18 protein-coding genes are annotated in these 26299 nt (G+C 65.1%); 1 reads left to right on the top strand and 17 read right to left on the bottom strand.

Going from position 1 to position 26299, the window contains the following annotated elements; genetic code table 11:
- Positions 1–37 precede the first annotated feature (37 nt).
- The 16 genes from ACZ9H4_RS36135 to ACZ9H4_RS36210 all read right to left on the bottom strand — a co-directional run bounded on the left by ACZ9H4_RS36135 (position 38) and on the right by ACZ9H4_RS36210 (position 23476).
- Entirely contained in the window at positions 38–1270 is a 1233-nt protein-coding gene (locus ACZ9H4_RS36135; protein ID WP_476122988.1) for a protein kinase domain-containing protein, read from the bottom strand.
- 22 nt (positions 1271–1292) lie between these two features.
- On the bottom strand, positions 1293–5570 hold the full coding sequence (locus tag ACZ9H4_RS36140) for a contractile injection system tape measure protein (RefSeq protein WP_476122989.1): 4278 nt from the start codon (positions 5568–5570) through the stop codon (positions 1293–1295).
- Positions 5567–8971 (bottom strand): hypothetical protein, encoded by a 3405-nt coding sequence (locus tag ACZ9H4_RS36145; protein ID WP_476122991.1) that lies wholly within the window; start codon positions 8969–8971, stop codon positions 5567–5569. Before ACZ9H4_RS36145 ends, ACZ9H4_RS36140 begins: the two co-directional genes overlap by 4 nt.
- A 53-nt stretch (positions 8972–9024) precedes the next feature.
- Complete coding sequence (locus ACZ9H4_RS36150; RefSeq protein WP_476122993.1) at positions 9025–9681, bottom strand: hypothetical protein; 657 nt, start codon at positions 9679–9681, stop codon at positions 9025–9027.
- Positions 9682–9686: 5 nt separating this feature from the next.
- Positions 9687–13919 carry a hypothetical protein gene (locus ACZ9H4_RS36155; RefSeq protein ID WP_476122995.1) on the bottom strand — a complete coding sequence of 1411 codons (4233 nt, stop codon included), beginning with the start codon at positions 13917–13919 and terminating at the stop codon, positions 9687–9689.
- A 31-nt stretch (positions 13920–13950) separates the two neighbouring features.
- Positions 13951–14403, bottom strand: coding sequence for a GPW/gp25 family protein (locus tag ACZ9H4_RS36160; RefSeq protein ID WP_476122997.1), 453 nt, complete (start codon positions 14401–14403; stop codon positions 13951–13953).
- Between the two features lie 2 nt (positions 14404–14405).
- Positions 14406–14705, bottom strand: a complete 300-nt coding sequence (locus ACZ9H4_RS36165; protein WP_476122999.1) for a PAAR domain-containing protein — start codon at positions 14703–14705, stop codon at positions 14406–14408.
- Between the two features lie 37 nt (positions 14706–14742).
- Positions 14743–16527, bottom strand: coding sequence for a type VI secretion system tip protein VgrG (gene vgrG / locus ACZ9H4_RS36170; RefSeq protein ID WP_476123001.1), 1785 nt, complete (start codon positions 16525–16527; stop codon positions 14743–14745).
- Entirely contained in the window at positions 16524–17189 is a 666-nt protein-coding gene (locus ACZ9H4_RS36175) for a CIS tube protein (protein ID WP_476123003.1), read from the bottom strand. The genes vgrG and ACZ9H4_RS36175 overlap by 4 nt, the downstream gene beginning before the upstream one ends.
- A complete protein-coding gene (locus tag ACZ9H4_RS36180; RefSeq protein WP_476123005.1) occupies positions 17189–17353 on the bottom strand; it encodes a DUF5908 family protein in 165 nt (54 codons plus the stop codon). Before ACZ9H4_RS36180 ends, ACZ9H4_RS36175 begins: the two co-directional genes overlap by 1 nt.
- Positions 17354–17386: 33 nt before the next feature.
- Positions 17387–17848: a phage tail protein gene (locus ACZ9H4_RS36185; RefSeq protein ID WP_476123006.1), complete on the bottom strand. Its 462-nt coding sequence runs from the start codon at positions 17846–17848 to the stop codon at positions 17387–17389.
- Between the two features lie 90 nt (positions 17849–17938).
- Entirely contained in the window at positions 17939–18391 is a 453-nt protein-coding gene (locus tag ACZ9H4_RS36190; protein ID WP_476123008.1) for a phage tail protein, read from the bottom strand.
- A 26-nt stretch (positions 18392–18417) separates the two neighbouring features.
- Positions 18418–20028 carry a phage tail sheath family protein gene (locus ACZ9H4_RS36195; protein WP_476123011.1) on the bottom strand — a complete coding sequence of 537 codons (1611 nt, stop codon included), beginning with the start codon at positions 20026–20028 and terminating at the stop codon, positions 18418–18420.
- A 364-nt stretch (positions 20029–20392) separates the two neighbouring features.
- Complete coding sequence (locus tag ACZ9H4_RS36200; protein ID WP_476123013.1) at positions 20393–21364, bottom strand: hypothetical protein; 972 nt, start codon at positions 21362–21364, stop codon at positions 20393–20395.
- Positions 21361–21963: a Pvc16 family protein gene (locus ACZ9H4_RS36205; RefSeq protein ID WP_476123014.1), complete on the bottom strand. Its 603-nt coding sequence runs from the start codon at positions 21961–21963 to the stop codon at positions 21361–21363. The genes ACZ9H4_RS36200 and ACZ9H4_RS36205 overlap by 4 nt, the downstream gene beginning before the upstream one ends.
- 94 nt (positions 21964–22057) lie before the next feature.
- Positions 22058–23476 carry an ATP-binding protein gene (locus ACZ9H4_RS36210; RefSeq protein ID WP_476123016.1) on the bottom strand — a complete coding sequence of 473 codons (1419 nt, stop codon included), beginning with the start codon at positions 23474–23476 and terminating at the stop codon, positions 22058–22060.
- 505 nt (positions 23477–23981) lie between these two features.
- Between ACZ9H4_RS36210 and ACZ9H4_RS36215 the strand changes: the two genes are divergently transcribed.
- The gene (locus ACZ9H4_RS36215; RefSeq protein WP_476123018.1) at positions 23982–24614 is read left to right on the top strand and encodes a hypothetical protein; all 633 of its coding nucleotides are present in this window, start codon (positions 23982–23984) and stop codon (positions 24612–24614) included.
- A 339-nt stretch (positions 24615–24953) separates the two neighbouring features.
- On the opposite strand, the gene ACZ9H4_RS36220 is transcribed toward ACZ9H4_RS36215, so the two are convergent.
- A protein-coding gene (locus ACZ9H4_RS36220) for an IS6 family transposase (RefSeq protein WP_476123020.1) occupies positions 24954–25642 on the bottom strand; the annotation gives its coding sequence in 2 pieces (ribosomal slippage) (positions 24954–24973 and positions 24973–25642; 690 coding nt in all).
- Positions 25643–26299 lie beyond the last annotated feature (657 nt).

A 26299-nucleotide genomic window follows, 5' to 3' on the forward strand; every position in this document is an offset into this window, starting at 1 on the left:
CGTCTCTCCTTTCTTCGTGGCGCTTGCCGGTGCGAGGCTAGTGGGCAAGCCACGCGTTGTTGGCGAGTGCGCTCCATCGTGTGCGCAATGCGTCGATCTCGTCCGCATCCGGCGCAGGGCCCGCTTCGGGTAGCTCGAACATATTTCTAATCTGCGCGATGTGTTCTTCGGTCACCGTCTCGATCGACCCTGCAAGACCGCTTCCGACTGCCAACTCGCGCAGCGGCTGAGGATTCGCCAGCGAAGCTTTTTGCGTCACATCCAACGCATCATCTATCAGCTGTTGCAAAAGTTGCACGAAGGCATGGGCCTCTGCCGATGTGGCGCTGAACGGTTCCGCGAGACCTTTCAGCGCATTTGCGCCCGCAGAGATATCCGAAGACAGGTTGTAGGTAATCGCATCGGCGCCCGTCATGCTTTCCCCGAAGTCCGCGATCTTGGCCACCGGCTCCTCCGCCGTGCCGCCCACGAATATATTCGCCTTGCCGACATCCCCATGCACCACACCGCGCCCATGCACGTGGCTCAGGCCCGCAATGATCCCCCGCGCCAGCCGTTTCGCCTTGGCCTCGGAATCCACCGCATAGTTTGACAAGGTGCCCTGCGCCGCATATTCGAGGCGTATTTTCGAATTGTCGTCTTCCTTGTCGAGGAAATTGATCACATTCTCGTGGCCCGCCACGGCTGCTGAAATCGCGGCTTCATTCGCAAGATTGGGGCCCTGCTTGATGACCGACGTTTCGTCACCCCTACTGACCTTGTAGACGCTGTCGCGCGCCACATCCTGGCCGCGAAATGTCTTATCGAGCTCGTAGCTGTCACCGCGATGCGTGATGCGGGCTTCCGCGCGTACCGCCGCCATCAAGTCCGCCGCTTGAGGATAGCCGTATGTGACGGTGGCGTCCCTCTCGATCAGCCTTTTCAGCGCCTCTCTGAGCCCGTAATCCGTTGCTATCGTGTTGCTGAAAGTGGTGCCGTCCCGCTCGTCGCTGGTTCCGAGAAAGGTCAATACCCGCTCTAGCGGCGCGTCGTTCACGACTTCGCCTTCACCCAACTGCAGGTTGATCTTGCGCTGTACCACCGGAGACGGTCCCGGCAAATGCGCTGCGGCGCCGAATCCCGCGCTGATCGCCTGCGCCTGCGCCACCATGCGCGGCGTTGCGCTCAGTCGCTCGTCCGCTGCGTTAGCAGGTTGCAACGCCGCGGAGTGCACGGCAGTCGAGGCGGATTCCTGTACCGCCGGAACCGATTGCACCGCTTGACGTTTCACAGGTCAACTCCCCCTCTCCGATTCATCCACGCCATTGAACGACGAGCCTCTCCGTCATCCAGCTCAACTGGATCATCGAGATTCGCCACGGCAGCGTATCGAGCAGCATGTCATACGCCTTCGCCTCGACCATCAACGTCCAGTGACCGCCACCGCTCTCGTCGTGCATCAGACGGCCCTTGCGCATCAGGAACGACTCGCGCAGACCCTCAGCCGTCGTGTTGCGCAGTTTGTCCCAGTTCTGCCTCACGCCGCCGAGCAGTTCTTCCGACACCGACTGCTCGCGAGCGTCGAGCTCGCCCTGTCCGGCTGCGGAGAGCGGCATCGACGGCGCGATGCCGCACATCACCTTCGCCAGCGGCAATCCGGCTTCATGGCGCGCGGTCTGCCCGCTGGCCAGCCAATGCAGCAGATAGATGGCACGGCTGCGCGCGTCGAAATCGACGAACGCGCCGTTGCGCATCCGGTCCAGCAGTTCGTAGTAGCGCTGCAAGAATGGCCAGAGCAGCACCATGCCCGCGTTGGCCACGTAGATCGGCTGGGGGTCGTCGTTAGCGGGTTTTGGGCGGTCGCCGTGCGACGGAAGCCGTGGGCGATGGTTAGGTGCGGTTTTGTCCGCGGATCCGGCCGCGTTGGCGTTGCCTGCTTCGCTGCCGCCTGCGTTGCGCAGCGGCGCGTGCGATGCATGCGATGCGGACGTTGTGGCTACGCGAGACGTGTCGTCGCTCGTCTGCGGTTCGACTTCGGATGAAGAAGCGGTTGCCGCCGACAATGCCCCCGCCGACCGCGCACTGGCCGGGCGACGCGCCGCGCCGTCACGCAGATCGAGCAGTGTCTCGCGGGCCGCGAGCCATGCGAGCCATTCACGCTGCAAAGCGGGCGCGACGTTCGCGAGCCGCACGGCACGCCGCCAGCGCGCGAGTACCGCACGGGCCGCGTGCGCGTTCCCGTGGAGGCTCTCTTCGACGAGTTCAGCCAGCATCGTACGCACCGAGCCGCGCGCCGCATGCTGCAGCCACGCGGCTTGAGCGCGCGACATCAAGGCCTTCGCATGCCGTGTAGCGAAGCCCGCGACGACCGACTGCAACGCAAGGATCGCATGCGCCTGACGAGGCGCCGCAGCCTGTGCGAACCGGGCGAAAGCCGCTGCATCGAGTGCGGCGAGCCGGCTGCGCATCGGTTCGACGGTCGCGTTTTCGCGCAACGCGCGGGCGAGCAATGAGGGTGCGGAATCCGCGAGTTGGGTAATGGCTGCTTCGATCGACGCTTCCGCTTCCGTCGACTGCGCGCCGTAACGCATCAACATCGCGAATTGCCGCCAGGCTTCTGCGTGAGCGGGTCGTTCGCGTGCGCGTGCAGGTTGGGCTTGCGGGCGGTTCTGCTGGCGCTCGCTATGCCGCGTGTGCGTATCGACATCGATATCGACTTCATGCTCCGCGCGCGCGCTCGATGCTTTGGCCTTCAGCAGGTCGTGCAGCGCTGGACTACGGTCTGCCGTCGCGTTCGCGAGTTCATCCGCGAGGTCTTCGGGTTTCAGATTATGCCTGCGCGCAAGGCCATCGAGCACGCGATCGATGTACCCCCGCTCTGTCGTCCGCGCCGCTGCGGGAGCCAATAACGCAGACAGCAGCGCAGGCAGCAACGCGCGTTCTAGCGCGGCAAACGTCGGCCCTCGTCGCGCCGCGGTCGTCGCCCATGCGCGGCTGGCGTCGAGCAAGCCGAGCGATAGGGACGACATCTTCGGCTCGAGCGCAGTGATCAGACGCGCGAGGCTGGCAGGCCTGAAATGCCGCGCAAGCCTTTGCAACATGCGCTCATCGGGACTGCGCGCGCGCAGCGCCGCAGCGACAGCAGCGAAATCGTCGCGCAAGACGGCATCGAGCCAAGTGTCGGACGATCCGGACAACCAGTGCAAAGCACCCGGGGCCGCGTGTCCTGTCATGGCGAAATGGAGGAACGCAGCCGCGGCAGTGGCGGGTTGAGGCGGCAGCGATATAGGTTCGGCGGAAAGCAACGCGCTCGCGGTTTCCGCCGACGATAACCGCACTCCGCTAAGCACGCGCCAGCTTCGCAACAGCACGAGCCCGGGGTCGACTTGACGCCACTCGCGCGTGCTCGCCAGCCCTGCGATCCAACGGCGCAGCGGCACGCCCGATAACAGCGCAAGCCGGTTCAGCACGACCAACAACGTCTGCGGGTCGGTACCGCGTCCCAGTGATCGATGCAAGGTGTCCTGAACATACGCATAGGTGAGGCTGGCGGGTAACGCGTCGAGTGCAAGCGCTGCCGCCGACACACGCGGCGTTGCCGCCACATCGCCCAGCAGGGCATCGACGTGAAAGGCCTGAAGCGCGCGAGGCGGCAAGTGCAACACGCGCACAAGCGTGGGCCATGCAAGCAGGAACGCCCGGACAAAGCGGTTAGTCTCGCGTTCGGCTGGCGCATCGTCGTCGGCGCTTGACGCGGACTCAGGTTGAACCGCCACCGCCGACACAGCAGCTTGCGCGCCACGCGTCGCGACACGCGCGTCCTCGCTGCGATGCGCCTCACCCGTCACACCGGCCTCGACAAGCCTCGCGCGTATCCAGCGCACGCGTCGCTTGCGCGCGAGGTCGCCATGCGTGACCAGCAGCAATGCGTCGCCCAGCGCGCGAGGATCGAGCCCCGCAGCTTGCGCCGCCTGGGCCAGACTCTGCGCAAGCCATGTCCGCTCGTCGAAGGCGCCAGCACGCGCTGCTGTGATCCGCTCGAGCGTCGCTGCATTCAAGCCGCGCAGCAAAGCGCGCCGCTGTGCAGCCGACAATCGCGCGTGTTCGATCAGAACCGTCAGCGCCCTCAGCGCGCTCACCACGGCACGGCGCGCGTCTGGTTCCACTGCTTCGACCAGTTGATCGCGCTGCTGTGCATCGAGCGAAGCGGCAAGCCGCATGAGACGCGCTTCCCGCCCCAACGCCGTATCGCTACGGCGTAGCACCATCACGAGACGCAGCGGCGCCTGCCGCGCTAACTGGAGAACGAGCGCGGCGGGTTTGGTAGCGTCGGCGGCAAACCACGGCCAGGCGCCCTGCTCCAGATAGAAGTCGAGCGCCTCCAAGTCGCGGTTTTCCGCTGCGCTTGCGGGCGTTGTTCTGGCGTCGGGTGTGCCGTCGTCTGCACTGTCTGCGACCGAGCCCATGTTGTCGCTTGCGAACTCCAGTCGCACTCCACCCGCCACATCACCACGGCTTCCGGGCCGCCGCCCCGCTCCGCTCACACCTTCACGAGCCGCAGCACCACCCGGCGCCGCCTCTCTTCGCAACGTCACCAGCACCTCGCGCAACGGCTCATCCCGTTCCACCGCGTACGGGCCGTCGCCGATCCGCGCAAGCAGGCCGTCCAGCAGTTCCGTCAATTCCACGCCCGCGTGCGCGGCAAGCCGCGTCAGCAGCGAGCGGAGAAACATGCGTCGATTGAAGCGGCCGCCGCGATCGGCCAGCAGATACGCGAAGACGGTCTGCCAGAGCGCGGCGTCGAATGCCTGCTGCGTCATGGCGACGACAGGCGCCGCGCGATGACGCTCCGAAAACCGGTCGACGTCGCCGATCACCTGCCGCGCATCGGTCGGCCGCAGCGCATGCACGGCGCGCGCCCGTACCGGCGCGGTAAGCGTGGCGACAAGCCGCACTCGACGCTGCTCGCTTCGACCATATTCACGCAGCAACTGCGCGACATCGTGTGCGGATACGGCGAGCGCATCGGCGAACAACTGGTTCACCGTTCGAGCATCGAGCGCGACACGTCCTTCGAGCCAGCCGGCGAGCGTCACGAGGTCCGCGTTGTCCAGCCATCGCGTATCGCTGGCGGGTCCGGCATGGCGAGACCCGCCAGCACGCGCCGCAGGATGCGCATTGCGCCCATCAACGCCGCCTGCCCGATCCATCGACTGCGCCGTCGAACCTCGCTCATAAACCGCACCGGCCATCGCAGCCCAAGACATACCTTGCGAACCACCGCCCGCCCGTTCAAACGCCCCGCTCGGAAAACCAAACCGGTCTATCAAATGACCGCGCAACACCTTCACAAGGCGATCTTCCAGCACCTGCTCAATCCGATCGGGCGGCGCATCGCCGAGGTCAATCTCGAGCCGCGCGACAATCCGTTCCGCCGCATCCTCGTCAAAGCCGCGCAACGCCTCTTGCAGCAGCGCCGGCAAGCGCTCGCGTGCAAAGCGCGAGAGCCGGTCGGCAATGCGGTTGCCGTCGTCGGGGCGCTGCAGCATCGGCTCCAGCGCCACCCGGTTCACGACCGGCGGCCGTGTCATCCGCCGCTTCCGCCATGCCGCCGATGCCGGTGCGGCCCGTCGCGCGCCGCGCGCCCCGCGGCGCCGTCTTCCCCATCGGCCTCGCCTTCGCGTGCATCCAGCCGCTCGATAAACACACGCAAGACCTTGGCCGCATCCCCCGGCCGCGTCCCCTGACTTTGAGTCGCATAACGATGCAATTGCGCGCGCCACACGCCATCAAGGCGCTCGAACTCGGTCATCTCGCCGAAGCCGAGCCAGTAGCAGCGCACGTCCAGATGCACAGGCGTGTTGTCGAACACCGTGCGTTGCGCGAAGGCTCTGAATTCGGGATCCTGAAAACGCACCGGCCAGTTCGGGAAAACAAGGCTCACACGCTGACGGTAGAAATCGTCATCGGCGGAGGTTTGGTCCGGCCGCAACAGGATGTGCTCGACCACGTGGAAGCCTTCGCCAGACTTCAGCGTCCGTGCGTCGCGGCTCAACCCGCTTAGATAACGAATCAGCCGGTCGCGCGCCGCATGAACCGCCTCGCGCGACGCGGCGCGATGAATGTCCTGCGGCTTGCCGCCCGGCCAGGTAAACGTGAGCACCCAACTGCCCGACGCGTCATGACGCACCCCGTACTGCGCCTCGTGCCGCACACCGTAATGCTCGACGGTCAGGCCGTGTTCGATCAGCGCCGCAATAATCGACGACTGGGTCGCGCGGAAGGTGTACGAGCGCTGGTTGGCAGGCGGCACGCGTGCGTTCGCACCCTCTTCGCGCTCCACGTAGAGAAACGGCGGATTCTCGCGCGTCATCCGGAAATGTGTGCCGCGCAGCACGCCGTTCGCGTCGGCCGGCACCTCGATGCCAAGCAGCAACGCGAGACGCCGCGCAAAACCATCGGCCGGTTTGTCTTCCGCGCCGCCGGGACCGTAGTCGTCCTGCGTCAGCGCGCGGCCGTAGTCCATGGCGGTCGCGCGTCCCGCGCTCAGCGGCACGAGGTTGCGCAGGAACACCGTTTTCGCGTGCTGCAAGCTGCTCTGCAGCGCAGCGCCGCCGTCGTCGCGCGGATCGAGCCGCGCCAGCAGGCCGTTGTCGAAGCGCTCGCCGAACCGCGCGAGCAAATGATCGAGAAACCGGTTGCGGCGTTCGACCGCCGGATCGAAGCGCGCATTGAGTTCGGCGAGCCCGGCCAGATACGCGCCCGGCAGCGCCTTGCCCGGCGCGGCCGGCGACGCTTCGATAAAGCTCTCGCGCAAGGCAGGGCTGTCGCGCAACTGCGTCACCCAGGCGACCAGTTCGTCGCGCCCGAGCCGCGCGCTATCGAGCGACGCATAGCGGACTTCGCCCAACGCCAGCAGCTCGCGCTCCGCGTCGTGCAGCGTCAGGCGCAGCCAGCCGTGGTCGTCGCGCCGTACCCGGTAACGGCTCGCGTCGACGCCATGCAGCAGCAGATCAAGTTCGCGCTGCGCGCGCGCCTGCGAGTTCGGCAACGTGCCGCTGTCCAGCACGATGCGTCCGCCCCCGTCGGCGATGCGCACCGAGATGCCGCTTAACGCGCGCACGATCAGACGCCGCGCCGTCTGGGCGGCATCGTCGATGCAACTCGCAAGCAGCGCGGCGACCCGCGTCGAGGCCGCCTGCGCGCGCTCGAGCGTGCCATAGCGCTCTTCACCAACCGCCAGCACGCTGCCATCGGCCGCATGCACGGTCATACGGAATTCTGTCTGCGCCGACAATTCGGACTGCGCAACGCGCTCAATCCGATATGCGCTCGCGGACGCCCCGCGCCTGACCAGTTCGGCCTGCAGCGCGCGCGCATCGGACAGATTGCCGGTCTCACGGCCGACCAGCACCACGCGGCGCGCTTCGTCGATGACGTAGACGCCGTGCTGCATCTGCTCGGTCCCGTCCGGACCGGCCTTCTGCGTCAGCAGCGCGAGCACATCTGGCGGGTCGGTGTCGAGCTCCGGCGTGTGCACGAGCGGCTGCCAGAAATAGCTATGCTGCGCCGGCGTCCCGAGTTCGAGGGCAAACAGTTGCCACACATTGGCAAGCTGTGCGAACTGGTTGGCGAGCAGCTGTTCGAACAGCAGCAGATAGCCCTTCAGTTGCTGCGCAAACGCGAGGCGCCGGCACCGGTCGGAGACGACCGGCGCGCCTGCCCGCACGCGCCCGTCTGCGCCCTCGACGCTCCAGTGCGGCAACGCCGGGATGCCTTCGCGGCCAATGCCGTAGGTCATCGGGAACTGATGCTGGATCGACGTGTAATGCGCGAGATCCACGGGCGCGACCGCGGCAACGCGGCCATAACCGAGTGAGCGCGTTTGCAGTTCGGCGTAGTTCTGCTGGTCGGTCAGCGCCGCCACCAGCGCCTCGATCCGGCGATAGACGCGCTCCGAGTCGACCGACTGCGCGATGCCGCCCTCGAGTTCCAGCTGGATCGTATAAGGGCGCCCGGTGGGCTGCTCGAAAATCGACGGCGCGAGGCGCGGCACTTCGTTAGGCGGCAACACGAGCGTATCGCCGGCGGCGTTCAGGCCGGCGCCGACGAGCACCACGTTCGACACGCGCCGCACGTCCGGCACCGCGAGGATGATGTCCGTCACCTGCTGGCGGGTCACGTAGCGCCGGTAGTCCACCAAACCATGCTCGCGGATCACGCCGAGGCCGAGGCGCGGTCCGCGGAACACCTCGTCGGCCGGAATCCCGGCTTGCAATAACGCGTCCGCAAGCTCGACCTGCGGAAACGGCACAAGAAAGTGCTGCAGATCGAACAGCACCTGGGCCAGCACGCCGACCGGATCGGCATTGATGCCGACTTCGATCCGCGCGTGCACCTCCAGCGCATGCGGCTGCAACAACACGACGCTTGCCAGGTCTTCGCCGAGATTGCGTTGCGCGCGCATCTGCCGTGACACTGACTCGATCAGCCCGGCGCGCTCGTCGTCGCCCTTCATGTCCTCCTCGAAGGTTTCGACGCGGACTTCGTAGAGCCCCGCGAAGCGCGCGCTCGCGGCTTGCTGCGCAGATGCCGACGCGGACGCCGGCGCCGTCACCGCTTCGCTGGGCGCGCCGAGCCACGCATTCTTCAAATGCACGACGCGGTCGTACAACATGCGGCGGTAGTCGGCCACCGTCCACGGCGCGCTCGACAGAATCCGCTCGCCGATGATCAGCGTATCGGCCGGCGCTGTCGTACCCGGCGCCGGCGCAAGGACCACCGGCACCGGCTGGCTGTTGCGCAGTCCGAGATCGGTCAACGCGTAGCAAAGCTGTTCGAGAATCGTGACGCCCGGATCGTGCTCGTTATAGTCGGTCCAGGTGTCTTCCGTTAGACGCTGGCAATAATCGAGGCCGAGCGCGAGCAGCGCCGCGTAGTCTTGCGCGGGATTCGCGGGCGGATTGCGCGGAATGGTGCCGGACGAACTCATCGCGGCGACCCCTGCTGCGCAGGCGCAAAGGACGGGTTAGCGCGCATGCCGGGTCACCACAGCCGGGTGATGTGAAAGCGGATCTGCGCCGGCGCGCCGCTGTCGTCGACGCCATAGCCGAAGTGCGTGCGGATCGCGAGGTCGTAGCCCGTGGGGTGCGCAAACCAGCCGCTGCGGCGCGGCCGCCAGCGCAGCTCGAGACGGCGCAGCCAGCTCCAGCCGCGTTCGGTGCGCGTGATGCGAATGCCCTTGCGGCTGCCGTTGAAGCTCGTCACGACGACCGCGTGCAGCATGGCGTGGCGTCCCGACGCCGCGGTACCCGATGCGTGCGCAACGATCTCGAACGCGCAGCAGCCGTTCACCGCCGGCAGCACCACCTGCCATTTGCCGTCGGCGGGCAGCTTGCCGGGCGCCACCGCATCGCCATCCGGAAACGGCGGCTTCGCCGTCTGCATCGACGGCACGTAGCGGCCCACGCGCGCTGCCGCGGCCAGCCACCCGTCAGCAGCGGGCGGCGACGGCGGCGCACTGGGCGCGGCTCCAGACGGCGGCGTATTCGGCGCGCCGCCCGGGTTGGCGGCACGCTCGCCACGGTGCACGAACGAATCGATCAGGAGCCCGAAGTCGGCGCCGCTTGGCCGCGCGCCGTCGCTGAACAGCTTCTTCAGCGCGGCTCGGGATGCGATCTCGGAAGTGGGTGTGGTGGCCATGAGGTTTATCCGTCGGTGAGATCCGCGGGGCCGTGGGCAGCGCCGCTGTCAGGGGTTCTGCCGGTGTCGGTCTCGGTGTCGGGAAAATCGATAAAAGCGTCCTGCAGCAGCGCGGCTTCACGCGCGTCGTGCCGGTCTTCGCCGTCGGTGTCGGCGTCACCCGCACCGCCCGCACCCTCCGCGCCAAGCCGGCCGCGGTTGCGCCGCCCGCGACGCAGCTCGCTATCGAGAAACTTCACGTAGTACGCCGTCTGCCGGGCCGGCGCATCCGGTGCGGGTGTGGGTCCAGGCGTGGCGCCGCCGGGTACGGGTGCGGGCGGCGATGCCGGAGCGGCGATGAAGTCCTCGCCAATCGTCAGGCTGCCGATTCCCGCCGGCGCCGGGTCGGGCGGCGGCGCGTCGCTCGGCTTAGTGCGATCCGTGCCCTCTTCGGCAGGGCCGTCGATCTGCTTCAACACATGATCGCCAGCGGGCACCAGCACCGACCACGGCGTGCCCGGACGCACGCGGTCATCCTGTCCGTACCAGCTTTCGCGCCAATCGTTGCCGGTGCCGTCCGGCGAGACGTTGTACAGCACCACCATATGGAAATCGTCGAGCGATTCGACGTAATCGCGCTGCCGGATAAAGCTGGCGATCGTATTGCCATCGATTGCGCCATAGCCGATTGGCAAGCGACCATCCGCCAGCGTGTGCCACGGCGCCAGCGCGGCATTGAGTTCGCTGGAGAGAAGATTGAGGTAATACGCGCCGCTCGTGGCGCGCTTGAGCCGCACGGCAGCGATCACCTTGAGACGCTCGTAGGCCGGGTTGCGAACCGTGAGGCGCCGCAGGAACGGCGAGACATACGGACGCAGCAGATTGAGCGCGCCGCGCAACGTGGTCTGATCGACATACGACTCGTAGGTGTCGCCTGCGGGCGCGGCCACCGCGACCACCACCTCCCCGGCCGCCAGCGGCGCCGCCGCGCTGTAACCCCGGCTATTGCCCGGGCCAATGCATTTGGCCTGCGCGATATTGGCGAAACCGCCTAGCACGAGGCGCTCGTAATCGTACGGCTGGATCGCGCGCTGCTTGTGCCGCAGCCGCTCGGCCACACGCGTCTCGAAGGCCTGCGGCGTTTCGGCCGGCGACCCGCCCCAGCTCGGCACCGGCTGCACGACCGTCTTGATCGCGGGCAGTTTGCTGACGAGCCCGTTGACGGTCTGCGGCGGCAGATTCGCGATCACCGTCGCGCCGCTCGTCACGCGGCTCACCGCAACCGCGTTCGGCAGAATCGCAATCGTGTCGCACACGGCGGCGAGACCGTCCGCGTCGGAGATCATTGCGGCGAGCCAGATCGCCCCGGCGGGCATCAGCGTCGAACGTGCGTCGTACTGCGCGGGCAGCACCAGTTCGACGATCCCCGAGCACGTCAGGCCGTAGGTCAGATCGCTGAGCACGTCCTGCTTGCGGAACGCCTGCCAGCGGTTGCCGTCGAGGTAATGCCAGACGAGCCCGCTGCTGGCGCCGCGCTCGTCCTGTGGGTCGGTATCGGTGAAATCGAGCGTTTGTGGCGCGTGGCGGTCGGTGAGGTGGAACAGCAGGCTTAAGGTGTCGCCGGGCGAAGCATCCGCGACGCCGATAAACAATGCGCCGCGCACGCCGTCCTGTATGAAGCGGGTCGCGAAGCCGCGCTTCGCGCGCATATAACCGAATGGCGCGAGCGTGTAGAAGCGCAGCGGATTGCCCCGGCCGGGCGCATCGAACTCGATGAGCGCCGCGCTCGTGTAGTCGAGCGACACGGCGCTCGCCATCGGCACGAACGGCGGTTTCGGGATCGGCACGAGGTCGCCGGGTTTCGGCTTGCGTGGCGCGCGAGCGTTGTGCAACATCGCGTCCGCCAGCGCCTGCGAGTAAACGTCGTAGCCGAATGCGGCGGCCGGCGCGGCCAGCGCAACGCGCAACGCGCCCGCCTCTGAGCCGGGAACGAGCGCCTCCGCGAAGCTGGCTGGCGCCGCGGCGGAAGCCATCGGCACCGCGCAGTCGATCTCGAAGCGCGTCGACGCGGCGACGTCGGCGGCGAGCCCCGTCGACATCACGTCGGGCGGCGCAAACAGCGCCATGCGCGACGCGCCGCCGGCACTCGCCGGACGCCATGCCATGCCGTCGTTGCGCTCGATGCCCACCAGAAACGAATCGCGCGTCAACGGTTCGCCGTTCGCATCGGGCGGATAGCCGCGGTAATACGCAGCGAGTCCGCCTGCGCCAGGCAGGTTGAACCAGTCGATCTGCAAGCCGATATGCGACACCGGCTTGCACGCGAGTTCGGGTGAACCGACCTGCAGAAAACTGCCGAGCATCGGCGCGGGGCCGAACGGCATGAACGGCTTGCCGGCCGCGAGCGGCCCGAGGCTGCTCTGCAAATCGAGCACCTTGAGGCCGCGCACCTCAACCGCAAGATGGGCGCTGCGCGTGCGCAGCGCTTCGAAAAACGAATAGCCATAAGCCCGAGCCTGCGGGTTCATCGTCACGCGCAAGAGCGGCAGCGGCTCTTGCCGTCCGCCGTCGAAAGCCAGTGCCGGATTGGCGAGCACGGCCGGCGCCGCGGCTGAGAGCTCGATCACGAGATCGAGCGTGTTGCGCTCGCTCATCATGAGGCGCGCGGATTGCGGCGTGAACCATCCGTCCTTTCCGCTCAGGCTCACGAGACACGCATCGGCAAGCAGGCTGCCAAGCAGATCGCTTGCGCTGGCCGATGAGGCCGCCGCATTGGCCGCTGATGCTGATGACGCCGCCGCGCCGGACGGTGCGCCTATGCTCTGCTCGAGCGAGCGGGCATAAGCAGCGGCTAAACGTTCGAGGCGCGTATAAGCGTCGTCGCTATCGCTTTGCGCCGTGGCCGTAGTCGTAGCCGCGGTCGTGGCAGTGGTCGCGGTTGTGGCGGTGGCCGCAGCCGGCGCGCTGAGGTCGAAGCTCAGTGTGATGGTTCGCTCGCCGCCCATCAGCAGCAGCAGCGGCGACGCGATCGCGAAGCCGACTTGTGCGTCGGGCGCCGTATTGCCCGCCGCGATCGCGACCTCGCGGGCCGGGCCGAACGTCGGCCAACCGGCCGCCGGCGCGACGAGCGGCGCGCCTAACCCGTCGGCGGAATCGGCGCGCCGATACGCGATGAGCGACGTCAGCGGCGGGTTCTGCACGCTTGCATCGCCGTCCGCGTAGGTTGCGCTTATCGCCATCAGCGATGCAATACGCGCCTGGGTCACGACAAGCGGCGCGGCCGTCGCGAACTCGATCGGCGCGCCCGTCGCATCCGCGCCCGCCGCCAGCCTTCGCCCCGCCTCGAGCAGCAGCGAGGCAGCGCGCGGCGCCAGCGTAAATGCCACCAGCGTCTGGTCCGGCTGACTCGGCCGCGGCGCCAGCCGCAAGATCTGCGTCAGGTAGTACTGCAGATGCCGTTCGGTGAACTGGTTGAGATCGCCCTGCGCGACGTTGAGCAGCTTGACAAACGCAATCAGCAAACCCGTTTGCGGCGCATGATCGCGGCTCTCGTGCTGCAACGACTCCAGATAGCGGCGCGCGAGCGTCCTCAGATTGTCGAGCGCACGCTCGAACGCGCTTTGCACCGGCGCGAGATCCTGCGCATCGAACGTGACGCTGCGGCCATGCCCGTCGTCCGCCGACCAGATCGGCGCGAAGCTCAGGTTCGCGCGTTCGGCAAGGCGCCGCCAGCCGGGGCCCAGCAGGCGGCTCGCGTCGATCAACTGCGTATAGCGGCGCAGGTCGTTGACGATCACCTGTTCGAGATTGATCGCGAACGGGTGCACTTCGATGCCGCTCATCTCGAGGCGCGCGGCGGTCGAGTACCACGCGTCGACGCGCTGCGCGATCGAAAAGATGCGCAGCAACGGCGCTGGTTCGGCCACGCCGTGGACCTGGGCATCGCCTTGCTGCGCCGGCTCGCCTGGCGCGTCTGCCTGGCTGGCGGCCGCGCTGCTGGCCAGCGATTCAACCGTGGTCGTGCACACCTGAGCGAGCAGAAAGCTCTCGTCCTGCTCGAGAAAGCGGCTCCAGTCGCCCACCGGTTCGCCCTGTTCGTCGACGAAGCTCACGAGGCGCGCGAACTCCGCGAGCCACGCGAGCATCTCCGGCAGCCCGCGTTCGTCCACCTGTGCCGAGGCCGGCGCAAGCGCGCGCTCGTAACGCGAGCGCTGCGTTTCGCCGCGGCCAAAGACAAACGAATGAGTGTGATCGGTCATGTCGGGGGAATCGCAGGCGTGCGGCCCGCGCTCAGACGAGCGGCGGCGCAGCCCGGCGCGCCGTCAGATTAGTGCCTTCGTCGTGGCAGAACGGAATCACGACGTTGCTGCGGCTGTTGGTGCGACGCACCGTGTAGTCGATCGAAAGCGACGCGACGCCGTTGGGCATGTCGATCTCGATGCCGATCTGCTCGACGTCGATGCGCGGCTCGTAAAACAGGATCGCGTCGGACACGAGGCGCCGGATCTGCGTTTGCGTGTTCGCGTCGAGCGAGGCGAACACGAAGCTTTGCAGCGCGCAGCCGTAGTTCGGCACCATCACGCGCTCGCCCGGCAAGGTGGTCAGCAGAACATAGAGACTCTCGCGAATATCCTGTTCGGCTTCGACCATCGCCACCCTGCCCGTATGCGCGTCAAAGCGCGGCGGAAAGCTCCAGCCGCGCCCGAGGAACGCGGGGTTGCCTGCGAATCCGTCGCTCGCCATCGTCAACCTCCAATCATCACGGTAGGAAAGCCGATCGCCACCGCGCCGCCATGCGCGGTGGTGTCGCCCATGCGCGCCGCGGGCCGGCCGCCGATCAGCACGGTGGCCGAGCCCTTGACAATCGCGTCCGGCGGCCCGACGCAGGTCGCCATATCGCCGACCACCGAGGCCGGCAGGCCGCCGATCAGCACGGTCGGCACTCCTGGCCCGACGACCGGGCCGCCAACGTGCGGAATGGGCGGCAGACCGGGCGTCACCATCGGGCAGGTATGCAGATCGGTCACACGGGCGGCGGGTGGCATGGGCGCGGTCCTCGAGCGGTGTCTCAGGCAGTGAGCGTCAGTTGATCGAAACGAGCGCGCCGCGCACCGTGACCTGGCCGGACGCGGTCAGCTCCGCCGATGCCTGCCCCTGCGCGGCAAACGACACCGACGCCTTGGCGGCGATCTGCGGCGCGTCGAGCGTGACGCTCGCCGCCGACTTCACGGTGACGCCGCCCTTCGCATCGAGCGTCATCGAGCCGTCGGCCTTGATCGTGATATTGGCGGGGCTCGACAGCGAGACGCCGTCCGAGGACATCTTCAGTGAGTTCTTGCTGGAGTCGGTGATGGTGACGGTCTTGCTGTCGTCGTCGAGCGTGACCACGTGGCCGCCCGGCGTGCTGATGCTGATCTGCTTTTTCTCTTCGTCGATCTGGATCGTGACCTGCGCGCGCGACACGATCGCCTTCGTGTTGTTTTGCGCCTCGGGCGTGCGCGGCGGCATGCGTGCGCCGCTATAAAGACTGCCGAGAATCACCGGATAAGCAGGATCGCCGTTGAGAAAACCCAGCACCACTTCGTCGCCGATCTCCGGCATGAAGAACATGCCCGCGCCGCTTGTCGCATAGCCGTTCGCGAGGCGCGCCCAGATGCCATCGCCGTCTATCTTCACGAGCGGCACGTGCACCTGCACGCGGGTCTGGCCGTCCGGATCCTCGTCGATCTTCATCACCTTGCCGGTCAGCAGGCCTTGCACGCCTGGTGCGAGCCCTGCGGCAGGCGGCGCTTCGATATCGGTCTGCTCGGCGGCAAACGGACGCGGCGACATGCCGAAGCGCGCCTCCGTGGTCCAGTCGCCGTTCTCGATGCGGTGCGTGACGCTGCTCACATACGCCTTGCCGTTAAAGCGCGCGCCGACCCCGCCCAGTTCGATCAGCCGCCCCGGCTTGACCTTAGTGTCGCCCGGCATGCTGACGGAGCCGCGCAGCGCGCCCATGCGCGACTTCAGCAATTGCGCGCTGGCCCAGCTCGACAATTCGCCGTCGGCGAGCGTGGCCGCGCTTTGCCAGTCGTAGTCGGACACGCCAAGCACAGCAGCCAGCTTGCTGCCGCTCAGGTTGCCCTGCGCGTTCACGGTCGGCTCGGTCGATTTGCCCTCCACCAGCACCTGCGCGTTCGGATCCCACGCGCGGCACGTCACCGACGCCAGCTGCGAACGCGAGTCGATTTCCGCATCGAGTTCCTGCAGCGCGTCGCCGAAGCTGACGGTCTGGTCCGCGTCGTCGCTGAACGACGGCGGCGCGACCCGCACGGTGCCGTTCTCGACCATCACGACCATGCCGCACGCCTCGGCGCGGGTCATCATGAAGTCCCAGTCGGAGGCGAAGAAGCGCACGAGGCTTTTGCGCGTGACGGACGTGGATTGCACGTCGGCGGCAAGGCCGTTGGCCGAGATCAGCGACGTGATCACCGCGCTGTCGGTCTGATTCACGTAGACGGTATTGCGGCGCGCGACCGTCATCTTCAGCGCCTTGTCCGCGCAATGGAGCACCAGTTGCGCGTGCGCGTCGCGAATCCGCAAGCCGTGGCGCACCACGATGCCCTTGAATAGCGACGCATACTGGCTGTGATAGCCAGCCAGAATTTCGATTTCCGCGCCCGGCACGAACAGCCCCGACTCGCTCCATGCGAAGTCGCCGGTGCTCGCGTCGCCGTCGATCAGCGTGACGCGCGCCTGAGGAATACGGTTGACTTCGCTCGTCACGCGCACCGCCGAGACCTCGCAGGAATCGGGAATCGCGCTGCCGCCGATCTTGATCGACACGGAGACGAGGTCAATGTGGCCCTGCAGCGGCGTACTCATGATGGCGCTCCGAGGGGCGGGAAGATCACGTTCGTACCCGGGCGCAGATTGCGGAAATCCGTAAGGCCGTTGTAGCGCGCAACTTCCAGATAGTGACTGCTGTCGCCGTAGATGCGAAAGCACATGAGCGGCAGCGTGTCGCCCGCCACGGCAACCCGCGCATGCGTGAGATCGGGTGATGTCTTGTTGGCGAGGCGCGCCAGTTCGTCGGCGCTCAGGAACTGCGCCAGCGAGATTTTCAGCTTCGCGCGCAACGGCGTGCCGTCCGGGTCGAACAGCTGGTATTCGATGTCGAGCGACGTCAGCCGGCATTTGAAATCCAGCGACTTGCCCCACACGAGGTGCAGATAATTCGGACTGTGAATCGAACCGTTAAAGTCGTAGGCCACCTTGCGGAAGCTGGCGATCTCATCCGTCACGCTCTCGATGCCGTCGATCACCCCAGTGGCGTCGAGATAAAACTCGAAGCTGACGGTCTGCGGCTCGGTCGTCACATAGCGCGTCACGCGTCCGGCCGTGTCCGTGGTACGGTTCCGGATGTAGGTCGTTTTGAACTGCTGCGAAAACGAGGCGGGGTTGATTTTCAGCGTATAGCTGCCCGCCGACGCGCTGAAGCGATCGTCGCTAAAGGCCTTGACGACGACTTTCTCGAGTTTGCCCATCAGCGCTCCACGCCGCGCTGCAGGGCCGTTTCGATGCGTTCCTCGCAGGCGTCGAGCAGTTCCGCCTTGAGGGCGGCGAGCCGTTCCTCGAGACGAACGGGTTCGGCGTCGCCGGCCTGCTCGGCGACGTTGACGCGAATCACCAACTCCCGAATTTCAATCATAGCTTAAGGGCCGGTCAGCCACGGCAAGCGCGCTTATTTGCCGCCGGCGCGCCGCGTAAAGTAGTTGTACGAAAACTCGAGCGTTTCCATCGCGAGCTTGTTTTCCTGCGCGTTGAACGATGCGACGCTCCACTTGACCGGCCATGCATTGACGAAATTCCATGTCATCAGCGGGTCGGCGTTGTGGTCGAGCAAGGACAATTGCACCGAGCGCGGCGTGATCTGCCCGGACAGATCGCTCTCGAGAATGCGGCGGCACCACGTGGCCAGCGACGACGACGCGGTCACCATGCCGCGCTTGAGCACGAGATTGCCGTACTTCGCGCGTTCCGGCACCCGGTGCGCAAACCGGTTTTCCCCGCCCTCCTTGATTTCGGTCACCGTGAATTCCGCGTCCATGCCGCTCGCTTCCATAAAGGCGGCATCGTCCGCGCTCTGGATTCCCTGGAACGCAAGCGTGAAATAGAAGCTGACTGGCGGATAGTAATCGGACATGTCGGCCTGCGATGCAATGCGCGGGCGGGCGCGCACCTATGTAACCGGCCCCGGCCGCGGAACCGGCCACCCATGCGCGCCCGCGCCCCGTCACTTGTTCGCGATCGTCAACCCTTCGTGCGCGAACTCGATCGTCTCGACCGCCACCTCGTTGCCGTCGGACTTCAGGTCCGTGCCGGTGATCTTGGTCGGCCACGCATTCGCAAGCGTCCAGACCATGGTCGGCGCGCCGCCCTGGTCGAGCAGCTTGATCGTGACCGTGACGCGCGCGATCAGGTTCATCGAGATCTTCGAGTACATATCGAAGAAGTTGTTGTCCTTAACGAAGATGCCCTTCTTCATCGTGACATTGCCGAACTTGGCAATGCCCGGCATCTTGATCGTCGAGAACACCTTGTTATTGCCGGCGCGATATTCGATCACCTGCGTTTCGGTGTCGAGACCGCTGACTTCCTGGAACGGCAAATTGGTCTGGCTGCCGATGTCGACCGAGAAGTAGAACTTCGGCAGCGGCCATACATTGCCTTGCGATTCACCTGCCATGCTGGACTCTCCTAGAGCGCGCTATATCAGGACACCTGCATCTGCTGCTGGAACGTGAGTTCGATGAACTCCGCCGGCTTGACCGGTGCAACCAGAATCAGCACTTTCATTAGCCCGTTGTTGATATCGTCGGCCGTCATGGTGACGTTCAGGCCGATGCTGACCGAAAACGCATCGCTTGCCTTGGCACCCGCCAACGCGCCCGCTTTCCACTGGTTCGTGAGGAAATTTTCGATCATGTTCTGCACGGTGACCCACGTCGTCGCCGTGTTCGGTGCGAACACGTACGGCTGCATGGCCGCCTTGATCGACTGCTCGAACATGATCAGCGTGCGGCGCACGTTGATGTAGCGCCAGTCGTTGCTGTTGCCGTCCAGTGTGCGCGCACCCCACACGATCGTGCCGCGGCCCGGGAACGCCCGGATCGCATTGACCGCCTTGCCTTCGAGCGGCATGTTCAGGTCTTCCTGATCAAGATCCGACAGGTTGACCGTGGGCGAGACGACCGAGTTGATGCTCGTGTTGGCCGGCGCCTTGAAGACGCCCTGCGTCGCATCGATGCGCCCGTAAATGCCGGCGATCGCGCCGCTCGGCGGCAGCAGGTTGAGCCCCGCCTTGAGGTCGCCCATCACCTGCGCGTACAGCGGACTCGACTGGCTCAGCACCTGATGCAGCGCGGTGATCTGTTGCGGCGTGGCGGCGGCGGTCTGGGCCGGAGCCGCGGGAGTCACGGGAGCCGCGGGGTCCACGGGGTCCACGGGGTCCACGGGGGGATTCGCCGGGGTAACGGGTGCTGCCGGCGTACTGCTGCCGCCAGTCGCAGGCGTGCCCGGTGACTTCAGCTGATTGATCTTCTGCGTCAGGGCGGTCAGCTTGGCCTTGTTCGCGTCGCCTGCGAGGCGCGTGGTGGCGTCAGCGGTCAGCGCGGTAACAAAGGCGTCGAGCGAATCCTTGCTGATCGCGGTGAAGTCGACGCTGTCGACGATCTGCGTATTGAGCCACGGGTAATAGGCCGCCCCGTAGTTCAGGAAGTCCGTGCCGACCGACGTGCGGAAGGTCTCGATCTGATCCGCCGCCGCCTGGCCGCGCTTCTTGTCGCCGCCCGGCACGTCGAAGATCGACACGCGGCTTTGCATCGTGTCGCAATGCGCTAAGAACAGCGGTGGCAACTTGGTCGGGTCGGTCAGATACACGGCGTCCGGAGCGACCAGCATGGTCGGCTCCGTTTCGCGCGTGAGCGCGTCGAGCGCGGGCTGGAAATCGCTCGTCGCGCGCGGCGTGCTCGTATAAGACCCGACTGACACGATGTAGCAGGGGCCGCCGCCATTGTCGAAATAGATGCGCAGGCTGTAATAGAGCAGAAACTGCGACGTGGGTGCGGCCGTCAGCGTATAGCGGCTGGAGCCGGCCGCAGCCGGCGCGAACTTGAACGACGCCGCGGGCGGCCCGCCGAAATACGTCTGATAGTCCGCCATCGATTCAATGCGCCACGGCACATTGATCAGCGAGTCCTTGCCGTTGAGGGCGAGTTCGGTATAGCCGATAAACGCAGGAACAGCCGTCTCGACCTCTACCACCGAATTCGGAAACGCGTCCATTTCGACGATGTAGACACCCGGAACCTTGTACTGCGCCATGCTCTCTCCTTTTCCCGGCGCGAGGCGGGAAGGTCTTTGTCTGCTCAGAGGCAAACACCGCTGCAAAATCACACAGGCGTGACAAGGCCGCACAGGCGAGCTGCGCAAGTCGAGAAAACGCCGGGTTAAAAACGTAATGCGATGGAAAGGAAGATCAAGCTATTTGTTTTCTAGTCCGCCTCATAGGTTCAACACGCGGTTCAATGCGACCGCGCACGGCATGCGTCGCGTCACCAACGATATTTCTTTTATGGCTTTTTATTGCCTACTCGTGCTGGCTGAATCGATATTTCGGCGATCAGTATAGTTCAGACTATTCAAGTATTCAGAAAAATTTGCTTCATGCGACGCGTCCCCTGCCACGCTAGAGATATACATAGATATCGGCGGGTTCTCCGGTGTCGGATGTCGCTGGGCGTTCCGCTTCGGCATGCGCCGAAACCGGCAACTGCATGGACATGCGCGCCTGCTCCATGTCGGGGTACGGCAAGGTGAGCGGCTGCGCAAAGCTCCTTCCGATAAGCCGCACCATCAGACCCACGGACGACCGTTGCAAGACTATAAGAGGATGCGGTGACGAAAAAATGACCGCCGCACGACCGCCGAGCGGCACGGTCTTCGCGGCACGCGTGAATCGCAGCGGCGCGGCTGGCGCGTCCGCGGTCGCGGCTCGCATGACTGCGTCGACCTGCCAGTCGTCATGCGGCTGGTTCGGATGCGGCACGATGAAATAACGCCACAGCAACGCTTTCGCGCTTAGCACAATGGCATAGCGACGCGGCGTGACGTTGCCCTGCGCATCGAGACACCCCGCGTCGGCGGGCGCCGCATTCATGCCGCCTGGATAGATGGCAGCGATCGCGAACGCGCCGTTAAGCGGTGCACCGGCCGCGTAGCCGAAGCGGAGCGGTTCCCATGGCCGCGCGCCATACGCGAAAGGCTGGCCGGCCGGATGCAGCAATGCGCTAGCCACACCGTCGAAGGTCGCGCTGCCGCCGTTCAGATTGTCGAAGTAATAGAGCGACGCGCCCGGCACCGCTGCCGGCTTGGCATCGATCGCCGTATAGCCGGTGAACCCCGGCGCGTCGTTCCCGAGCATGAACGTGAACGCACTCTGCGCCGCGAAGCCCAGCAGCGAGCCCGGCGCGCCCTGCCGTTGTGCGTCGGCGTCGTAATAGATTTCCGCGCCGCCGTAGGTCGCCCTGAACAGCAAGCGGTATTGACGCATCAGGCGTTCGCACGATGGCGTCGGCCTCACATGCAATGCGTCGCACCGGCCGTCCGCGAAATAGGTATGGCGGATGTCGAGTGCGAATAGCAGGCGATAGGCGCTCATGGGGGCGTCCCGAGGTCCGTCGCGGTGCCGCCGACCGCCGGTTCGAACGCCGCGATCCAGTTCTGCTGCACGCTCAGCATGCGGATTTTGTAGAGCGCCGATGGCAGGTAATTCGCGCCGAGCACGGACCACACGTTGCTCAGCATCGTCAGATCGCAGCTGACCATTTCGATCGAGAGCCGCTCGATGCCGGCCGGCAAGGCCGCCGCGTTCTGCGCGATGAAAGTTGGGCGCGCCTGAAAGAAGCCAATGGTCTCGCTCAACACTTTCAACGCTTCCCGATAGTTCGCGCCGAACGACGCGGCCACCATCACGTTCAGATTGAGCGGCAGCGGCGCCGCGACCCGTGCGAAGCCGGCCGGCGCCCCCGTCGCCGCAGGCGCGGACGGCTCGCGCGACGGCAGCGGCCGCGCCGACGCGGCGCCCTCCTTCTCGATACTGAGCAGCGACATGACGAGCTTGTTCTCCGTGCCGGGCGCGGCGCCCCCGTGCGGTATCGCGAGACTCGACAGCACGGCGAGCGGCTCGCCGCCCGGGCTGCGCGGTTCGAGAAAGCGGTTCAGTTCGTCGAGCAGAAAACCTAAAGCCTTATCGATCATCGGGATGCCTTTGCAAAACGCGTCACACGTGGGAGAAGAGGCTCGGCAGCGCAGCGGCGCCGTGTGGCCCGGCGGCCCGGCGGCCCGGCGCCTGTCAGGGCGTCTTGCCGTCCTTGCGAAACTCGCGGCGGATCCCTTCGATGATATCCGCCTGCAAGATCGTCTCGCCGCCGCGCCGCACCGCCGCGAGTGCCGCGTGACGCAGCACGTTGGCAATGGCGCCGCCGGTGACTTCGTAGTCTGCCGCGATGCGCTCGAGGTCGACATCGGCGGCAAGGCGCGGTCCGCGCGAGAACGCGTTGCGCCACAGCGTCAGGCGCTCCGCCGGGCCCGGCGTGGGAAAGTAGATCATCGACTGGAAGCGCCGCGCGAACGCATCGTCGATATTGCCCTTCAGATTCGACGCAAGAATGACCACGCCCGGAAAATCTTCGACCCGCTGCAGCAGATACGCGACTTCCTGATTCGCATAGCGATCGTTCGAACTGCTCGTCGCGGTGCGCTTGCCGAACAGCGCGTCGGCTTCGTCGAAGAACAGGATCCACGCACGCTTCGCGGCTTCGTCGAAGACCTGCGCGAGATTCTTTTCGGTCTCGCCGATAAACTTCGACACCACGAGCGACAGGTCGATGCGGTAGACGTCGAGGCCCGTGGTCTTGCCGAGCAGCGACGCGGTCAGCGTTTTGCCGGTGCCGGGCGGCCCGTAAAACAGGCTGCGGTAACCGGGCTTGATATGGCGCTCGAGTTGCCATGTGTCGAGCAAGGTCTCGCTGTGCTCGATCCACGCGCGCAGTTCGTCGACTTCCGCGCGCACGCCCGACTGCAGCACGAGATCGTCCCAGTCGAGCGGCGTCGTGAGGCGGCGAGCCGGGAACGTGCTGCTGTATTCGGGGCGTTGCTCGACGCCGAGTGTGATGCGCGACAACGCGAGCGGATCGATCTGCAACGGGGCGGCGAACCAGTTCGGCCGGTGCTCGGTGGGTTCCAGATCGAGTATGCGGGCCTGGCGCAACGGGTGGGTGGGGTCCGCGAGCCGGGTTAGGCGCAGGCGCCGCTCTAGCGCCGTCGCGCCGCCGATCACGAAGGCCGCGGTTTCATAGGTCGGCCAGAACCCCGTATGCGAGCCGCGCGGGGTGCCGCCGAATTCCGAGAATGCGCGTTCGAGATTGGCATTGCGCGCGAATAGCGGGTCGAGCAGTTGCGGGCGCAGGTAAGGAGCGAGCGCGAGCGCCAGTGTCACGCGCTCGTCCAGTTCGGTTGCATGCTCGCGGACAATCTGCGCGTACCAGGTGGATTCGTCGCGCAGATCGGGCGCGGGAATCTCCGCGATATCGGCCACTTCGCAAGGCTGGCCGAAGTACAGGCGGATGGCGGCGTCCAGCAGCTTCGCGAGCCAGTTCAGCTCGGCGTCGAGCACGCGGGCCGCGTCGGCGCTGCCCGGCGTCACAGATGGGACGCCGACGTTGCTGCCGTCGGTCCCGTTGCTCACATCGCTGGCGGTGAGTTCGGCCATTAGCGCCTCTTATCGGTTGCTGCGCGACCGTTCAAGAGCACGGTGAGCTGGAGCGGGATACGGGACGGAGCGCGGCGCTCAGTATAGTCACTATCCAGGCTTTCTGGTTCACGACTGCCCACGTGAGGCCGACATGAGCGAGCGCCTTTATCGGGAGTTCCTGTCGACCGTGGCTGACTCAGCTATTGAGCTGTCCGTCATCCAAGGTACCGTGCCTTTCCAATATATTGTAACCACAACGTCTCCGCCTCCGGAAGCTCTTAAGACAGACGCTCACTTGGCGCTTGTACTGCAACCGGGCTCTGATGAAGGGTTGCTTTTCAGGCGGCGACTCGGGCCGGGAACGCTAAGTTTTTAGCCAATCCCAAGCGGCGCCGGATAGCGGTGAGATAGGAGGCTTTATGCATGATTTGCACACGTTCCAACCCGTTCTGGCACCAGAGAGCCTGCGGAGGCCACATCATAGCGTTCGCATAGGGAAGTCGGCGCCCGCACGAGGCATGGTATGAATAGCACAGTCGGATATTCCAGTGTCGATGCGGTATCGCCGTCTCCGGTTCAGTGGAACATTCTCGAGCAAACTCGTATCGAAAAAGCCGCGTCTGATGGCGGTTTCGACATTACTTTGACGCGTGAGGGAAGCTGGCTCGTCTTTCGGTCAAGCGCCTTCTCCCAACGCTTTGGCGTTGAACAGCAATCCGCCCACACCTATCGCGTGGAGTTTTCAGACTTGACGTGGGGAAAGGCAGTGGCGGAAGACTGTTCGCTTCTCGTCGTGCAGCAGGAAGGGCTGTGGCCCATAGTCGCAAGTAATGTGACAGGCTACGACTTCCTCCATCACGTGCTACTTCGCGCAGCAAGCCTGTGTCGCGTCCTAGCGAACGAGACTCTCGGTCAGTTTCGCGCTGCCACCGTTGACTTGCCTGCTTCCACTGAAGCTGAAAGACTGGTAATTCAGCGGGTGGGCCAGGACATCTTCCGACGCGGCCTCATCGAATATTGCGCTCGTCTGGAGCCACGCCGCTGGCATAGAGAAATTGGTCCAACCGTGCGGCCGCCGATGGCACCAGCTTATGCACGTACGCGTAGAGACGCGGAGTGCGATCAGCAAGAGTTGCACGGCCCGCAACGATGTTGACATGTCGACCTTGCGTCAACTTCTGCGCCCAAGGCGATTTCAGCTCCGCAAGGTCGCGCTCTGCCTTGCGGCTCTTGGGACTGCTGCTGAAGCTCAGCCACGCCGAGTCAACGCTCACACAGCCGACGGTGGTCGATTCGCGAACCTGCTCCGCGCTGACCGCTTTTGGTCCAGACGCGATATCGCGCTCGATCTGCGCGTCCAGCGCGCTAGCGACGGCGAGGATTCGACGGCGAGTACTACCGAAGGAAATCCCTTTGTCCAGCGGAAGGACCTCTCGAAGCGGTTGTGTCGCGATAAGGCCGACGAAGCGAAAATTTCTGAGATGAAAAGGAATCCTTACGCTACTAACGAATAGACTGATCGGCGGGGCTTCGGGTAACGCCAGCGTCGTTCATCTGGCCTTTGCTGATCATATGCATCGTCTCAATGCCGGACAGGATGATGCGTGCACACCGGAAATCCTTGAACCCCATCATCGGTTTGATGATGCGTTTGATGGCACGGTGATCCTGCTCGACGACGTTGTTCAGGTATTTATTTTGCCGGATCTTGATCGGCGTTGAACGCCCGGCATTGAGCGCTTCAAGCGCAGCCAGATTCGCGCCGCTCTTGTCCACCGTAATTGTCTCGGGCTCGCCGTTATGGTCAATCGCCTTCTCGAAGTAGCGGCGAGCAGCGGCCTTATCACGCCGGGCGCGCAGAAGGAAATCCACCGTGTTGCCCGCCTTGTCGACGGCACGGTACAAGTATTTCCATTGGCCGTTGACCCTGACGTAGGTCTCATCGACGCGCCAGCTCTTGCCGACAGGCCGTTTGCGATTGCGGAATGCCTTTTCAAACACCGGTAGCAGCTTGATGACCCAGCGGTGCACGCTCGAATGATCCACTTCGATTCCCCGTTCGGCCATCATTTCCTCGAGGTTGCGCAGTCTCAGCGAGTACGCCACATACCAGCGCACGCACAGCAGAATTAAGAGGGTAGCCACGTTCTCTCTCGGAAACGCAGCCCCCGAAGAACGCAGCATGCGACTTTCGCCGCACTGCGCTCGAGCACAGCATTAAACGTCGCACTGACGCCGGTCTCGCCAGTTGCACGAGCCCTACGCAAGCATCACATTGTTGATTCGCCTCATCGCTGAAACGAAGGGTGCTGAACCGTAACGATACCGGCCTCTCACAAGCTTCCCTTCGGTGAATCTTTAATGCGGACCTGCGACAACTGCACCACGCGGAAGTCTGCACCCTTTCGGGTCAGGGCAAATCTTGAACCCCTATGCGAGCTATTACCACCCGCCATTCGCTTTTTCCGCGTTCTCATACCCACTTGTCCAACAGCTTCCCTCACGGGTCGCCTGCCATGGCCAAAGATCTGGTGTCGGCGGACAATTGGGCTTACCACGTTCCCGTCCCTGCCGACCCGACTGTTCCATCGGGCCTGTCCGTTTAGCGCCTGTCTTTCCCCCGGTAGCACTTTTGACGACGTGCTTCGTTGGACGATCGAAGCAACCGGCTACACACCTTTTTGGTTTGGGCCTGACAGCCGCTTTGGCCCAGCTATCCTCACGAGGTTTATCAACAGTCACCTATTACTACTGTGTCACAAAACATTTGAGGTAACACAGCAATACGGACATCTCTTTAATCGCCTTGAGATGTGGGCAGCAATTCGCCAGCGCAGCGTT

This window comes from Paraburkholderia sp. TE9906, assembly GCF_056279605.1.

Excerpts from the sequence above, each read along its gene's own strand:
- ACZ9H4_RS36200 (WP_476123013.1), bottom strand. The coding sequence starts at position 21,364 with ATGAGCGCCTATCGCCTGCTATTCGCACTCGACATCCGCCATACCTAT.
- ACZ9H4_RS36140 (WP_476122989.1), bottom strand. The coding sequence starts at position 5,570 with ATGACACGGCCGCCGGTCGTGAACCGGGTGGCGCTGGAGCCGATGCTG.
- ACZ9H4_RS36165 (WP_476122999.1), bottom strand. The coding sequence starts at position 14,705 with ATGCCACCCGCCGCCCGTGTGACCGATCTGCATACCTGCCCGATGGTG.
- ACZ9H4_RS36155 (WP_476122995.1), bottom strand. The coding sequence starts at position 13,919 with ATGACCGATCACACTCATTCGTTTGTCTTTGGCCGCGGCGAAACGCAG.
- ACZ9H4_RS36205 (WP_476123014.1), bottom strand. The coding sequence starts at position 21,963 with ATGATCGATAAGGCTTTAGGTTTTCTGCTCGACGAACTGAACCGCTTT.
- ACZ9H4_RS36215 (WP_476123018.1), top strand. The coding sequence starts at position 23,982 with ATGAATAGCACAGTCGGATATTCCAGTGTCGATGCGGTATCGCCGTCT.
- ACZ9H4_RS36185 (WP_476123006.1), bottom strand. The coding sequence starts at position 17,848 with ATGTCCGATTACTATCCGCCAGTCAGCTTCTATTTCACGCTTGCGTTC.
- vgrG (WP_476123001.1), bottom strand. The coding sequence starts at position 16,527 with ATGAGTACGCCGCTGCAGGGCCACATTGACCTCGTCTCCGTGTCGATC.
- ACZ9H4_RS36145 (WP_476122991.1), bottom strand. The coding sequence starts at position 8,971 with ATGAGTTCGTCCGGCACCATTCCGCGCAATCCGCCCGCGAATCCCGCG.
- ACZ9H4_RS36160 (WP_476122997.1), bottom strand. The coding sequence starts at position 14,403 with ATGGCGAGCGACGGATTCGCAGGCAACCCCGCGTTCCTCGGGCGCGGC.
- ACZ9H4_RS36195 (WP_476123011.1), bottom strand. The coding sequence starts at position 20,028 with ATGGCGCAGTACAAGGTTCCGGGTGTCTACATCGTCGAAATGGACGCG.
- ACZ9H4_RS36210 (WP_476123016.1), bottom strand. The coding sequence starts at position 23,476 with ATGGCCGAACTCACCGCCAGCGATGTGAGCAACGGGACCGACGGCAGC.
- ACZ9H4_RS36190 (WP_476123008.1), bottom strand. The coding sequence starts at position 18,391 with ATGGCAGGTGAATCGCAAGGCAATGTATGGCCGCTGCCGAAGTTCTAC.
- ACZ9H4_RS36150 (WP_476122993.1), bottom strand. The coding sequence starts at position 9,681 with ATGGCCACCACACCCACTTCCGAGATCGCATCCCGAGCCGCGCTGAAG.
- ACZ9H4_RS36180 (WP_476123005.1), bottom strand. The coding sequence starts at position 17,353 with ATGATTGAAATTCGGGAGTTGGTGATTCGCGTCAACGTCGCCGAGCAG.
- ACZ9H4_RS36175 (WP_476123003.1), bottom strand. The coding sequence starts at position 17,189 with ATGGGCAAACTCGAGAAAGTCGTCGTCAAGGCCTTTAGCGACGATCGC.